Consider the following 12,711-nt stretch of genomic DNA (forward strand, 5'->3'; position numbering starts at 1 on the left):
ACGGCCCCCGTCCTTTTTGGGCGGGGGCCGTTTCGTCTGCGGTCCGCACCGAGCGGAACAGAGCCGGAGTCCGGTCGGTAAGCTCGCCCGGTGGTTGAACTGTTGGGACCGGCCGAGATCCGGGCGCTGGCGGCCGAGCTGGACGTGCGGCCGACCAAGAAGCTCGGGCAGAACTTCGTGCACGATCCCAACACCGTCCGGCGGATCGTCGAGCTGGCGAGCGTCACCGAAGACGACGTCGTCCTCGAGGTCGGGCCCGGGCTCGGGTCGCTGACGCTGGGCCTGCTCGCCACCGGGGCGCGGGTCGTCGCCGTCGAGATCGATCCCAAGCTCGCCGCGCGGCTGCCCGAGACGGTCGCCGAGCGGGGGGCCGAAGCCGCCGGCCGGCTGACTGTCGTCGGGGCCGACGCGCTGCGCGTCAAGGACGCCGACCTACCCGGCGAGCCGACCGCGCTCGTCGCCAACCTGCCCTACAACGTCGCCGTGCCGGTCGTGCTGCACCTGCTCGCCGAAGTGCCCTCGCTCGCCTCCGGGCTCGTCATGGTGCAGACCGAGGTCGCCGAGCGGATGGCGGCCGGGCCGGGCAGCCGGATCTACGGCGTCCCGAGCGTCAAGCTCGCTTGGTACGGTCCCGCACGGAAAGTCGCCGCGGTACCACGGTCGGTGTTCTGGCCGGTGCCCAACGTGGATTCCGCGCTCGTCGCCTTCGAGCGCGCCGCCACCCCGGCGTCCGAAGACCGGGATGGTCTCTTCTCCCTGGTTGACGCCGCTTTCTCACAACGCAGGAAAACGCTACGCGCCGCGCTCGCGGGCTGGGCGGGCTCGGCCGAACGGGCCGGGGAGCTCCTGACGGCCGCCGGGGTCGACCCGAAGACCCGGGGCGAGCAGCTCGACGTGCACGCTTTCGCCCGGATCGCGGCACGCGCGCGGGTCCACCACTGAATCCACCACAGTGGAGGCGGTGAAAAACGCACGTTTCGGCCGTCACCCCGTGACTGCGACACCTCCAGTCGTGTGATGTGGGCCAACGGGCTTGCTTTCGCTCCGTGGGATCGGCTTAACTCAGTACGTCCATCCCGAGCGACCGAGAGACCTGGCTCGTCGAAGTCGCAGCAACCACCCTCCACAGGGCAGGTGCTACCGCCAGGACCGATGGAGGCCGTTTTCGATGAAGAGGGTAGCTCGCCCCCTGCTGTTGACCAGGCGCCGCGTTGTCGACGAAGGCCGCCGCTCCGTCTCCGCATGTCGACGCTCGCGCTGAGCTTCGTCTGAGCCGACACACCCCTTCTTCACGCACCGTCCACTGAGGACGGACACTCGCTTGCGGCCGGGCGCGCCCTAGTGCGCTGCGCCCTGTTTTTCTGGAGCTATCGTGATCACGGTCGAAAACCTGTCCAAATCCTTTGCCACCAACGGAGATTCCGTCGTCGCCCTGCACGACGTGAGCGTCGAGGTCCAGGCCGGCTCGCTGTTCGGCGTCGTCGGCCCGGCCGGTTCGGGCAAGTCCGTCCTGGCCCGGTGCATCGCGCTGCAGGAGCGCCCCGACCGCGGCGTCGTCCGGCTGGACGGCCTCAACACCGGCACGCTCGACGGCCGCCGCCTCCGCGAGATCCGCCGTCAGCTCGGGGTCGTTTCGACGAAGCCGGAGCTGATCGCCGAGCGCACCATCGCCGGCAACATCGCTTCCCCGCTGGAGCAGCTCGGCGTCGACGGCCCGCAGCGCCGCAGCCGGGTCGGCTCGCTGCTCGACCTCGTCGGCCTGACCCCGCGCGCCGCGCAGCGTCCCGGTGAGCTCACCGCTGGTCAGCTTCGCCGCGTCGCGGTCGCGAAGGCGCTGGCCGCCGCGCCCGCCGTGCTGCTCGCCGACGACCCGACCGCCGGGATCGACCCGGAGGAGGCCGGCTCGGTGCTCACCGTGCTCGACCGCGCCCGCTCCGAGCTCGGCACCACGGTCGTCGTCACGACGCCGGACGCGGGCGTCGTCCGCCGGCTCTGCGACGACGTCGCGGTGCTGGAAGACGGCACCGTCGTCGAGCGCGGCACCGTGCTCGACCTGATCTCGAACCCGGGCAGCCGCACCGCGCAGGCGCTGCTGCCGGCCATCGAGACCTCACGCTCGCAGTCCTCGCGCTACGACCGCGCGGTCGACGTCGTGCTGGTCGGGTTCGCGTCGGTGGGCGCGCTGCTGCCCGAGGCCGCCGGCCGCTTCGACGTCGAGTTCGCCACCATCGGCGGCGGGCTGACCCGGATCGGCGACACCCCGGTCGGCCGCTTCCGCCTCGGCGTCCGCGGCGAGCGCGCCGACGCGGCGCTGGCGTGGGTCGCCGAGCGCGGCGGCCACGTCACCCAGACCGCCCGCGGCCCCCAGGCCGTCGTCGCCGCCTGATCTCATCGGTCGTGAAGGCCACCTCGAGGAATTCGAGGTGGCCTTCACGGCGTTCAGCGGGAGCCGCGCGGGAGGACCAGGAACGCGCCCACCTGCTGCGACGTCGTCACGAACGCCGAAGCCGCGCCCGCGTCCCGCGCGCCGACGTCGCGGGTGGCGACGTTCAGCACCACCGGCATGCACAGCCCGGCCCCGACGCCGAGCAGCAGCTGCATCGGCAGGACGACCCCGGCGTAGGACGCGTCCGGCGTCAGCCGCGTGGCCGCCACGAGCCCGCAAGCCAGCACGGACAACCCGCCCGGCCGGCAGCGGCCGCGGGCCGACGCGCGGGAGCAGCCGTCCCGAAAGCTGGGTCGACGTCAGCATGTTCGCCCCCAGTGTCGGCAGGAACGCCAGCGCCGCGGCGAGCGCGCCGTAGCCCAGCACGACCTGCAGCTGGTAGGTCAGGAACAGGAACATCCCGAACGCGCCGAACGAGGCCGCCCCGATCGTCAGGTAGGCGGCGGCGCGAGCGCGGTCGCGCACCACCGCGAGCGGCAGCAGCGGGTTCGGGTGCCGGGCCTGCCAGCGCACGAACCAGCCGAGCGGGAACAGCGACAGCACGAGGAAACCCAGCACTGGCAGGGAAAATCCCTGAGTGGCCACTTCGGACGGCCGTCGGCGGCACGGCAAACCAGGCGCCCGGCCCGGCCAGCACGGCGACCGGCACGTTGACGTAGAGGCTCCAGCGCCAGCCGAGGAACTGCGTGAGCGCGCCGCAGACGGTGAGGGCCGGCGCGGAGCCGGACATCATGATGGCGCCGAAGATCCCGAACGCCTTCCCGCGTTCGCGGGGGTCTGTGAAGGTGAGCGTCAGCAAAGACATCGTCGACGGCGCCGGCAGCGCGGCGAACACGCCCTGCGCGGTGCGGGCGCCGATCAGCCAGCCCGCCGACGGGGCCGCGCCGCCGACCGCGGATGCCACGGCGAACCCGGCGATGCCGACGAGCAGGGTGGTGCGGCGGCGGAGCCGGTCGGCCAGCCGCCCGCCGAGCAGCAGCAGGCCGCCGAACGCCAGCGTGTACGCCGAAATCGTCCACTGGCGGCCGGTGCCGGACAGGCCCAGCGCGCTGGGCCGACGGCAGGGCGATGTTCACGACGGTCGTGTCGAGCACGACCATCAGCTGGGCCAGGCCCAGTGCGGCGAGCGCGAGCCAGCGGCCCGCGACGCGCTCCGGCGCGGTGGTGGTCACGGTGAACCCCGAGGTAAGCTGCAGATGCATTGCTAGTCGGCCGTCAAGTAAGTTGAGGGGTGGAGCATGGCCGGGCGACGCACCGACACGCGCGAACGCATCCAGCGCGTCGCGCTCGAGCTGTTCGCCGAGCAGGGGTACGAAGGCAGCTCGCTGCGGGAGATCGCCGAGCGGCTCGAGGTGACGAAAGCCGCGCTGTACTACCACTTCCGCACGAAGGAGGACATCGTCACGAGCCTCCTCGAGGACTGGGGGACGGCGCTCGACGACCTCCTCGAGCGCGAAACCCGGCCCGAGGAGCTGCTCACCGCGTACGCCGGGCTGGTCGAAAGCAAGTTCGGCCCGGTCATCGGCCTGGTGCAGCGCAACGCGACGGCGTTGAAGGCCATCGCCGCGGGCGCCGGGCTCGCGGACCGGATGCTCCGCCTCCACGAGCGGCTCTGCGGCGGGTCCGACGCTCCCGAAGCGAGCCTGCGCGCGCGGCTCGCGCTGGTCGCCGTGCAGCTCACCAGCGTCGAAGGCGGCCCGGAAACCCCGCCGGACGTCGCGCTCGCCGTCGGGCTCGACATCCTTTCTCCTGGTCGGAACGCGGACACGTAGGCTGGTCGGGTGCTCGCCGTAGTTCCGCCCCCAGTCACCGTCCGGGTCCCGGCCAAGGTCAACCTGCACCTTTCGGTCGACGACCTGCGCGAAGACGGTTACCACGAGCTGGTGACCGTGTTCCAGGCGCTGTCGCTGACCGACGAAGTGACCGTCGCGGTCACCGACGACCCCGGCATCGAGGTCTACGGCGAAGGTGAGGGCACCGTCCCGACCGGCCCGGAAAACCTGGCGTGGCGGGCGGTCGAAGCGCTCGCCAAGCACGTCGGGCGCACCGGCGAGCCGAAGGTCCGGGTGGTGCTGCGCAAGGGCATCCCGGTCGCCGGCGGCATGGCGGGCGGCAGCGCCGACGCGGCGGCGACCCTGGTCGGCCTCGCGTCGCTCTGGAACCTCGACGTCACGCGCGACGAACTGGCCGGGCTCGCCGCCGGCCTGGGCAGCGACGTCCCGTTCGCGCTCTACGGCGGCACCGCGCTCGGCACCGGGCGCGGCGAGCACCTGGTCCCGGTGCTTTCGCGGCACACGTTCCACTGGGTGCTGGCGTTCGACTCCGAAGGGCTGTCGACGCCGAAGGTGTTCAAGGAGCTGGACCGGCTGCGCGCGGCGGGCAAGCCACCGCGGATCGGTTCGCACACCCCGGTCGTCGAGGCGCTGGCCTCGGGCGACCCGCGCCAGCTGGCCCTCCTGCTCGGCAACGACCTCCAGGCGGCGGCGGTCTCGCTGCGCCCGGAGCTGCGCCGCACGCTCCGCGCGGGCGTGAACGCGGGCGCGCTCGCGGGCACGGTGTCCGGCTCCGGCCCGACGTGCGCGTTCCTCTGCGAAGGCGCCAACTCGGCGGTGGAGGTCGCCGCGGAGCTGTCGGGCGCGGGGGTGTGCCGCACGGTCCGCGTGGCCCACGGCCCGGTCCCGGGCGCCCGCGTGGTCGGCGGCGACGACGCGAACCGGCCGACACCGCCGCGGGTGCACGCGTGAAGCACGCGGAATTCGCGTTCCCCGGCGCGCTGCGCGACAAGCTGGTCGCGGCGATCCTGCGCGGGGAGAAGACGTCGACCACCGGCCTGCTGGCCGAATACGAGAAGTACGGCGAAGAACTGCCCGTCGTCGGCGAGCGCGAGCTGATGATCGACTCGGCGGGCGTCGGCGTCGCGGTGCTCGAAACCACCGAGGTGCGCGTGCTCCCGCTGTCCGAAGTGGACTTGCGGCACGCGCTCGACGAGGGTGAGGGCTTCACCAGCGTCGCCGAATGGCGCGCGGACCACACGGACTACTGGCAGAGCGCCGAAATGCGCGCCGCCATGGAAGATCCGGAATTCACCGTGGACGACACGACGCAGGTCGTGGCGACGCGGTTCGTGATAGTGGAAAGGATCGGCTGAGCGGATGGCCAACCTGGTCAACCTGGAGTCGGTGAGCAAGTCCTACGGGATTCGCCCGCTCTTGGACGGTGTGTCGCTCGGGATCGCGGCCGGTCAGCGCATCGGCGTCGTCGGGCTCAACGGTGGTGGCAAGACCACCCTGCTGGAAGTCCTTTCCGGACTCGCCGAGCCCGATTCCGGGCGGGTGAGCCACGTCGGCGGCCTGCGGATGGCCGTCGTCACCCAGCGCACGGAACTGCCGGACGGCAGCACGGTCGGCGACGTCGTCCTCGAGCGCTACGGCGCCGAGCACGAGTGGGCCGCCGACGCGCGCGTCCGGTCCATTGTGGACGGTTTGGGGATCACCGCGATCGGGCTGGACAAGCCGACCGCGAACCTCTCCGGCGGCGAGCGGCGGCGCGTTTCGCTGGCCGCCGCGCTGACCGGCGAACTCGACCTCGTCGTGCTCGACGAGCCGACCAACCACCTGGACGTCGAAGGTGTCCGCTGGCTGGCCGACCACCTGCTCACGCGCCGGATCGCGGTCGTGGTCGTCACGCACGACCGGTGGTTCCTCGACACCGTCGCGACGCTGACGTGGGAGGTCGCGAACGGCCGCGTCGAGCAGTACGAAGGCGGTTACGCGGACTGGATCTTCGCGCGCGCCGAACGGGCGCGGCTCGCGGCGACGGCCGAGGAGAAGCGGCAGAACCTGGCCCGCAAGGAACTCGCGTGGCTGCGCCGCGGCCCGCAGGCGCGCTCGTCGAAGCCGCGCTATCGCATCGAGGCGGCCGAAGCGCTGATCGCCGACGTCCCGCCGCCGCGCGACTCCGTCGAACTGCAGGCGTTCGCCAAGCGGCGCCTCGGCAAAACGGTGCTGGAGCTGGAAGACACGACGTACGCGGTGGGTGACCGGACACTGCTCGACCACGTCACCTGGCGGATCGGCCCGGGCGACCGGATCGGTCTGGTCGGGGTGAACGGCTCGGGCAAGACGTCGCTGTTGAAGCTGCTCGGCGGTGACATCGAGGGGTCGACCGGCCGCCGGATCGAGGGCAAGACGGTCGCGCTCGCGCACCTGCGCCAGGAACTCGACGACCTGCCCGGCGACCTGCGCGTGCTGCAGGCGATCGAGCAGGTGGCCGGCCGCGTGGTGTTCGGCAAGCAGGAGATGACGGCGTCGCAGCTGGGCGAAAAGCTCGGCTTCCCCCAAGCCCGCCAGTGGACCCCGGTCGGCGACCTCTCGGGCGGCGAGCGGCGCCGGCTGCAGCTGTGCCGCCTGCTGATGGCCGAGCCGAACGTGCTGCTGCTCGACGAACCGACGAACGACCTGGACATCGACACGCTGCAGCAGCTGGAGGACCTCCTCGACGGCTGGCCGGGCACGATGGTCGTGGTCTCGCACGACCGCTACCTGGTGGAACGCGTCTGCGACACGATCGTCGCCCTCTTCGGCGACGGCCGCATCACCCACCTGCCGGGCGGCATCGAGGAGTACCTGAACCGCCGCTCGGCGGCGAAGGAGAGCACCGGCCCGTCCCCGTCCGCGGCGAAGGTGGAGGCGAAGAAGTCGGCGGCGGACCTGCGGGCGGCGCAGAAGGACCTCGGCCGCCTGGAGCGCAAGCTCGACCAGCTGCACGCGAAGGAGGAGAAGCTCCACGCGTCCTTGCTGGCGGCGGCGACGGACCCGGCGAAGCTGATGGAGCTGAACGCGGAGCTGAAGGGCGTGCAGGGGGAGATCGAGGACGTCGAGGCGCGCTGGCTGGAGACGTCCGAACTGCTGGAGTGACACGCCTGCCAGTAATGTCTGCCTCATGAGCAGGTTCGTGGACACGCTCGTCGCCACCGCGGCGGGGCGGGGTCAGCAGCGTGGCATGGTCACCGGGGAGCCCAAGGAGCCGGTTCGGCGGACCTGGGGCGAGGTGCACGAAGAAGCCCGGCGGATCGCCGGCGGGCTGGTCGCCAACGGCTTTCAGCGGGGTGCCGCCGTTGCGGTGCTGGCCGCGGCGCCGGTGCTGATCGCGCCGACCGTGCAGGCCGTTTGGCTGGCCGGGGGCAGCGTCACCATGCTGCACCAGCCGACGCCGCGGACCGATCTCGCCGAGTGGGCCGAGGACACCGTGCGGGTGCTCGGGATGATCGGGTCGAACCTGGTGCTGCTGGGCGAGCCGTTCGACCAGCTCGCGCCGGTGCTGGCCGAAAAGGGCATCGGCTACCGGCTGATCAGCGATCTCGCCGGCGCCGAGCCGCTGGAAGACGTCGTCGTCACCGATGAAGGCGAAACCGCGCTGCTGCAGCTGACCAGTGGCTCCACCGCCGACCCGAAGGCCGTGCGGATCACCTACGGCAACCTGTACTCCAACGTCAAGGCCATGGTCGACCGCGCGGAGTTCGACTTCGACGTCGACGTGATGGTGTCCTGGCTGCCGACCTTCCACGACATGGGCATGGTCGGCTTCCTGACCGTGCCGATGACCTTCGGCGTCGAGCTGGTCAAGATCACGCCGGTCGAGTTCCTGTCGGGCCCGCTGATCTGGCCCCAGCTGATCACCAAGTACCACGGCACCACGACGGCGGCGCCGAACTTCGCCTACGCCATCGTCGGGCGCCGGATGGCCCGCGTCGACGACGACAACGAGTACGACCTCTCGAAGCTGCGCATCGCCCTCAACGGCGCCGAGCCCATCGACGAGACCGCCGTCCAGACGTTCGTCGACGCCGGGGCCCGGTTCAAGATGCCGGCGGAATGCGTCTTCCCGGCCTACGGCATGGCCGAAGCGACCCTGGCCGTCTCGTTCGCGCCGCTGTTCACCGGGCTGACCCTCGACGTCGTCGAAGCGGACGCGCTCGAGGCGGGCAACCGCGCGGTGCCGGTCGCCGAGGGCGACCCGCGGCGCGGCACCGACGACGTCCGGTCGTTCGCGCTGCTCGGCCGTCCGCTGGACGGGCTCGAGGCGGAGATCGTCAACGAGGCTGGCGAGCGCGCCGGCGACCGCGAAGTCGGCGAGATCCGGCTGCGCGGCGAGGCCGTGACGCCCGGCTACCTGACGATGGACGGCCCGGTCGCCACCCAGGACGACGAGGGCTGGCTGAACACCGGCGACCTCGGCTACCTGGTCGACGGCCAGATCGTCATCTGCGGGCGCCGCAAGGACGTCATCATCATGGGCGGCCGCAACCTGTACCCGACGGACATCGAGCGCGCGGCGACGTCGGTCGAGGGCGTGCGGGCCGGCAACGCGGTCGCGGTCCGGCTGGACGCGGGCAGCCGCCGCGAGCGGTTCGCCGTGGTCGTGGAGTCGAAGCTGGCGGGCGACGCCGAGGCGGAGAAGAACCTGGTGAAGCAGGTCTCGGCCCGGGTCCGCGACGCGGTCGACATGCGCCCGTACGCGGTGGTGGTGCTCCCGGCGGGCAGCCTGCCGAAGACGCCGTCGGGCAAGGTCAAGCGCGCGGCCACGGCGGCCCAGTTCGCGGACAGGATCAAGAAGAACGCCGACGCCTGACACGTCACTTTCCCTATGAAAGTGCCGCGCCCCGGAGTCCGGAGGCGTCACTTTTCATAGGGAAAGCTCCGCTTCAGCGCTGCTGGAGGCGTTCGGCGCGCAGGGTGGGCGGGGTGGCGCGCTCGGCCGTCGCCTCCGCCGGGGTGCGGGCGCCCGGCAGGTCGGGGGCGTGGCCCGTCCGCGTGGCGAGCTGGTCCTCCGCCGCGTCGAGGAACTCGTCGACTTCGCGTTCGTCGTAGCCGCGCTTGCCGATCAGCGGCTTCGAGAACACCACGTGGTGCACTTCGGCGGCGGTCAGGTCGTCCTCCTCGGCGAACGTCTTGGCGATCCGCCGGACGAACTCGTCGACCTCGTGCTTGGCGTAGCCACGGCGGCCGATCGGGGCGTTACCGAAGGTGACCTCGGCGAGGTCTTCGGCGGTGAACGACATGCAACTCTCCGATTCCGGGGTTGGGCGGTGCGAACTGCCGTACACCGTCCTAGCCGGAGAACAGGGACCCCCGGAAGGGGCAGACCCCGAAGCTCACCCCGACGGGCGGCCGCCGTCCGCCTGTGAGTGAGCCGGGGTTACGCAGCGCTGTGTGGCCGGGTTCACACCGTCAGCTCCGGCCGAACCACTTCCGCGGCCCCTGCGGGCGCCGCTCCTCGGCCACCGGGCGCGGGTTCCGCAGCTCGACGAGGGCGGCCTCGGCCTCGTCGAGGAACAGGTCGACCTGGGCCTGGTCGTAGCTGCGCATGCCGACCGGCATGATCGTGAACTCGACGTAGTGGATGTCGTCCGCGGTCAGGATGTTGCGCCCGGACAGCGCCTCGGCGATCAGGTCGAGGAACGCGTCGACCTCGTCCTCGTTGTAGCCGCGACGGCCGAACCGGGGTCTGCCGAATGCGATCGCCCGGACTTCGTCGGGGGTCATGGCTTCACCATCCCACCCCTGTCAGCCCGCGTGGAAGGCGTTTTGCGCGGCTGCCAAGCCGGTGCCGACGAGTGCCTCGGTCGCGTCCGCGCACCGGTCCACCTCGAACGGGAGCTCCTTGCGCTCGACCGTCGAGAAGTCCTTCAGCACGAAGTCCGCCGGGTCCTGGCGGCCGGGCGGGCGGCCGATGCCGAAGCGCACGCGGTAGTAGTCGCGGGTGCCGATGGACTTCGTGATCGAACGGAGTCCGTTGTGGCCGTTGTCGCCGCCGCCGAACTTCAGCTTCAGCGCGCCGAAATCGACGTCGAGCTCGTCGTGCACCACCACGACACCGGTCGGCGGCACCTTGTAGAAGCGCGCCGCGCCGACCACGTGGCCACCGGAGAGGTTCATGTACGAGCGAGGCTTCACCAGCACGACGCGGCGGCCGGCCAGCCGTCCCTCGAGGACTTCGCCGCCGGTCTTGTGCGTCTTGAACTTGCCGCCGACGCGGGCGGCGAGCTCGTCCAGCACCATGAACCCGACATTGTGCCGGTTTCCGGCGTACTGGGGTCCGGGATTGCCGAGGCCGGCGAGCAAGATCAGCTCGCCGGCCTCGGGCAGGTCTTCGGTCACGCGCAAACGGTAACAGCGGAGTTATTCGGCGGCTTCGGCCGACTCGTCGCCCGCCTCGGCGGCCTCGTCGTCGGCCTCTTCACGCTGCGGCTCGTTGACGGCCACGACGAGCGACTCGGGGTCGGTGACCAGGGTGGCACCCTGGGGCAGCTCGACCTGGCCCGCGAGGACCTGCGAGCCGATCTCGAGGCCCTCGATCGAGACCTCGAACTGCTCCGGGATGTGCAGCGCCTCGACCTCGACCTGCAGGGTGTCGACGTCCTGGTTGACCAGGCCGCCGGGGCCGGGGTTGCCGGTGACGACGACGGGGACGTCGACGACGATCTTCTCGCCGCGCTTCACGACCAGCAGGTCGACGTGCTCGATGTAGTTCTTGAGCGGGTGCACGACGATGGTCTTCGTCAGCGCGAGCTCGTCGGAGCCCTCGATGGCGAGGGTGATGACGGCGTTGGAGCCGTTCTCACGGACGACGCGGGCGAACTCGATGGCCGGCAGCGCGAAGTGCCGCGGGTCCGAGCCGTGGCCGTACAGAACGGCGGGGATCTTGCCGGCGCGACGCGTGCGACGCGCGGCGCCCTTGCCGAACTCGGTGCGCGGCTCGACGGACAGACGTACCTCGGACACGGTGTGGCACTCCTTCAAATCACGAACATGGTGCGGGAGACAGCATGCTGCGGCGGGGATGCTTGCGTTTTCTGTTCAGGCGGTTGCGTTCGGCGGCGAGTTTGCGGGCGTGCACGACAGCCGGGGCTACTCGAGCCGCCGCGTCGATCACGCCGGGCACCCCATCAGGGCCCCGCCTCGCCGAGACAACCTCAAGAGTGTAAACCAACCTCATCACGGTGGGTTGCGGCGGGGGCACCGACCAGGCTAGAACCCTCCTGAACCCCGGTGCGTGACGACACAAATCCGGTGGCGGGACTTCACCGGCCGAGGTGCACTCGGGCGCAGCGCAAGAGCGAGGGGCGGCAATGCGGGCTGGACGGGGCATGGCGGCGGCGGTGCTGCTGCTGGGCGGACTGCTGGCGGGGTGCCAGGTGGCGGTCCCCGGCAGCGCCGGCGTCTCGGCGGCCGACCGGCAGACGGCGGAGCGGCGCGCCGAGCAGCGTGCCGCGGTCGACGCCGCGCTGACGACGCTGGGCCAGGCGCCCGCGGTCGCGCTGAAGGCCACGATCAAGGGCGCCGAGCAGCAGTTCCGGGTCACCCGCGGCGGCACCGCCCTCGGCGGCGTGCCGCTCGACGGCGGGGTCGTCCAGGTCGCGGCCGTCGGCGGCCAGTTCTACCTCCAGGCCGACGCCGAGTACTGGAAGGCGCACGCGATCGACGAGGGCACGCAGTTCGGCACGAGCTGGGTGCGTTCGCTCGGCTCCGAGCTGCCGCTGGACCCGGCGGCCCGGTTCGCCCCGGCCGCGCTCGCCGACGGCCTCCGCAAGGCACTGCCCGGCCTGGACCGGCTGGGCGAGCCGGTCAAGGCGAAGCTCGCCGACGGCACCGAGGTCTACCAGCTCGGCGCCGCGCCGAGCGTCCTGCGCGTCACCGCGGCCAAGCCCAGCCGCGTCGTCAGCTTCGCGCCGGTGCTGCTCGACCCGCAGGCCGGGCCGAAGTACGGCGCCGAGTTCCAGGTCGCCCCGCTCGCCGGGGACGCGCTGAAAGCGTTCCACACCGACCTCGACACCGCCGTCGGCGCGCTCGGCCAGCCGTTCGAGGGCCTGGTCCAGGCCAGCGCCGTGGTCACCAACGACAAGCTCGACTGCAAGGACTTCGTCGGCTCCTGCACGACGACGGTCGACGTCTCCACCAGCGTCGTCGGCTCGCCGGCGTCGGGGGAGAAGAGCGTCGTGCACATCAACCTCTCGGTCGAGGTGAGCGCCGACTCGCTCGGCGCGCAGACCTGCACGACAGCGGCCGACGCCGAGCCGTACGCGACGATCAAGATGTCCTGCACGGTGAAGTTCAAGCTGCCCAACAAGACGGCCAGCTACCAGGTCCTGTCGAAGCCGAACGCGACCGCGGAGGTCCGCGCGGCGCTCGACGCCAACGCCGTGAAGCAGAAGGTGGCCGCGGAGTTCGCCGCGCTGGGCGGCTGAGCTGGACACCTACCCGGGG

Annotated in this window: 14 protein-coding genes and 1 riboswitch; of the genes, 8 read left to right on the top strand and 6 right to left on the bottom strand. The window is 71.6% G+C overall.

Features of this window, described 5'->3' with window-relative positions; genetic code table 11:
* Positions 1-90 precede the first annotated feature (90 nt).
* Positions 91-942 carry a 16S rRNA (adenine(1518)-N(6)/adenine(1519)-N(6))-dimethyltransferase RsmA gene (gene rsmA / locus MUY14_RS42520; RefSeq protein WP_247018283.1) on the top strand — a complete coding sequence of 284 codons (852 nt, stop codon included), beginning with the start codon at positions 91-93 and terminating at the stop codon, positions 940-942.
* 126 nt (positions 943-1,068) lie between these two features.
* Positions 1,069-1,159: riboswitch (SAM riboswitch) on the top strand.
* 213 nt (positions 1,160-1,372) lie between these two features.
* Positions 1,373-2,386 (top strand): methionine ABC transporter ATP-binding protein, encoded by a 1,014-nt coding sequence (locus MUY14_RS42525; protein ID WP_247018285.1) that lies wholly within the window; start codon positions 1,373-1,375, stop codon positions 2,384-2,386.
* Between the two features lie 53 nt (positions 2,387-2,439).
* On the opposite strand, the gene MUY14_RS42530 is transcribed toward MUY14_RS42525, so the two are convergent.
* Both MUY14_RS42530 and MUY14_RS42535 read right to left on the bottom strand, forming a co-directional pair.
* Positions 2,440-2,655 carry a hypothetical protein gene (locus tag MUY14_RS42530; protein WP_247018287.1) on the bottom strand — a complete coding sequence of 72 codons (216 nt, stop codon included), beginning with the start codon at positions 2,653-2,655 and terminating at the stop codon, positions 2,440-2,442.
* Positions 2,637-3,491, bottom strand: a complete 855-nt coding sequence (locus MUY14_RS42535; protein ID WP_315863305.1) for an MFS transporter — start codon at positions 3,489-3,491, stop codon at positions 2,637-2,639. The genes MUY14_RS42530 and MUY14_RS42535 overlap by 19 nt, the downstream gene beginning before the upstream one ends.
* Positions 3,492-3,684: 193 nt before the next feature.
* On the opposite strand from MUY14_RS42535, the gene MUY14_RS42540 reads away from it, so the two are divergent.
* The 5 genes from MUY14_RS42540 to MUY14_RS42560 are packed head-to-tail and all read left to right on the top strand — an operon-like array spanning position 3,685 to position 9,076.
* Positions 3,685-4,218: a TetR/AcrR family transcriptional regulator gene (locus tag MUY14_RS42540; RefSeq protein ID WP_247018289.1), complete on the top strand. Its 534-nt coding sequence runs from the start codon at positions 3,685-3,687 to the stop codon at positions 4,216-4,218.
* 9 nt (positions 4,219-4,227) lie between these two features.
* Positions 4,228-5,190, top strand: coding sequence for a 4-(cytidine 5'-diphospho)-2-C-methyl-D-erythritol kinase (locus MUY14_RS42545; RefSeq protein ID WP_247018291.1), 963 nt, complete (start codon positions 4,228-4,230; stop codon positions 5,188-5,190).
* A complete protein-coding gene (locus MUY14_RS42550) occupies positions 5,187-5,594 on the top strand; it encodes an ASCH domain-containing protein (protein ID WP_247018293.1) in 408 nt (135 codons plus the stop codon). The genes MUY14_RS42545 and MUY14_RS42550 overlap by 4 nt, the downstream gene beginning before the upstream one ends.
* A gap of 4 nt (positions 5,595-5,598) precedes the next feature.
* Entirely contained in the window at positions 5,599-7,362 is a 1,764-nt protein-coding gene (locus tag MUY14_RS42555; protein ID WP_247018295.1) for an ABC-F family ATP-binding cassette domain-containing protein, read from the top strand.
* A 25-nt stretch (positions 7,363-7,387) separates the two neighbouring features.
* Complete coding sequence (locus tag MUY14_RS42560) at positions 7,388-9,076, top strand: fatty acyl-AMP ligase (RefSeq protein WP_247018296.1); 1,689 nt, start codon at positions 7,388-7,390, stop codon at positions 9,074-9,076.
* Positions 9,077-9,149: 73 nt separating this feature from the next.
* On the opposite strand, the gene MUY14_RS42565 is transcribed toward MUY14_RS42560, so the two are convergent.
* From MUY14_RS42565 to MUY14_RS42585, 4 genes are all read right to left on the bottom strand, one after another.
* Positions 9,150-9,506, bottom strand: coding sequence for a DivIVA domain-containing protein (locus MUY14_RS42565; protein ID WP_247018298.1), 357 nt, complete (start codon positions 9,504-9,506; stop codon positions 9,150-9,152).
* Positions 9,507-9,675: 169 nt separating this feature from the next.
* Positions 9,676-9,990: a DivIVA domain-containing protein gene (locus MUY14_RS47050; protein WP_281506220.1), complete on the bottom strand. Its 315-nt coding sequence runs from the start codon at positions 9,988-9,990 to the stop codon at positions 9,676-9,678.
* A gap of 21 nt (positions 9,991-10,011) precedes the next feature.
* On the bottom strand, positions 10,012-10,605 hold the full coding sequence (gene pth, locus MUY14_RS42580) for an aminoacyl-tRNA hydrolase (RefSeq protein ID WP_247018300.1): 594 nt from the start codon (positions 10,603-10,605) through the stop codon (positions 10,012-10,014).
* 21 nt (positions 10,606-10,626) lie between these two features.
* Positions 10,627-11,229 carry a 50S ribosomal protein L25/general stress protein Ctc gene (locus tag MUY14_RS42585; RefSeq protein WP_247018302.1) on the bottom strand — a complete coding sequence of 201 codons (603 nt, stop codon included), beginning with the start codon at positions 11,227-11,229 and terminating at the stop codon, positions 10,627-10,629.
* A 347-nt stretch (positions 11,230-11,576) separates the two neighbouring features.
* Here MUY14_RS42585 and MUY14_RS42590 point away from each other — a divergent pair, with 347 nt between their 5' ends.
* Positions 11,577-12,692, top strand: a complete 1,116-nt coding sequence (locus tag MUY14_RS42590; RefSeq protein WP_247018303.1) for a hypothetical protein — start codon at positions 11,577-11,579, stop codon at positions 12,690-12,692.
* Positions 12,693-12,711 lie beyond the last annotated feature (19 nt).

The organism is Amycolatopsis sp. FBCC-B4732 (assembly GCF_023008405.1).
Lineage (GTDB): Bacteria > Actinomycetota > Actinomycetes > Mycobacteriales > Pseudonocardiaceae > Amycolatopsis > Amycolatopsis pretoriensis_A.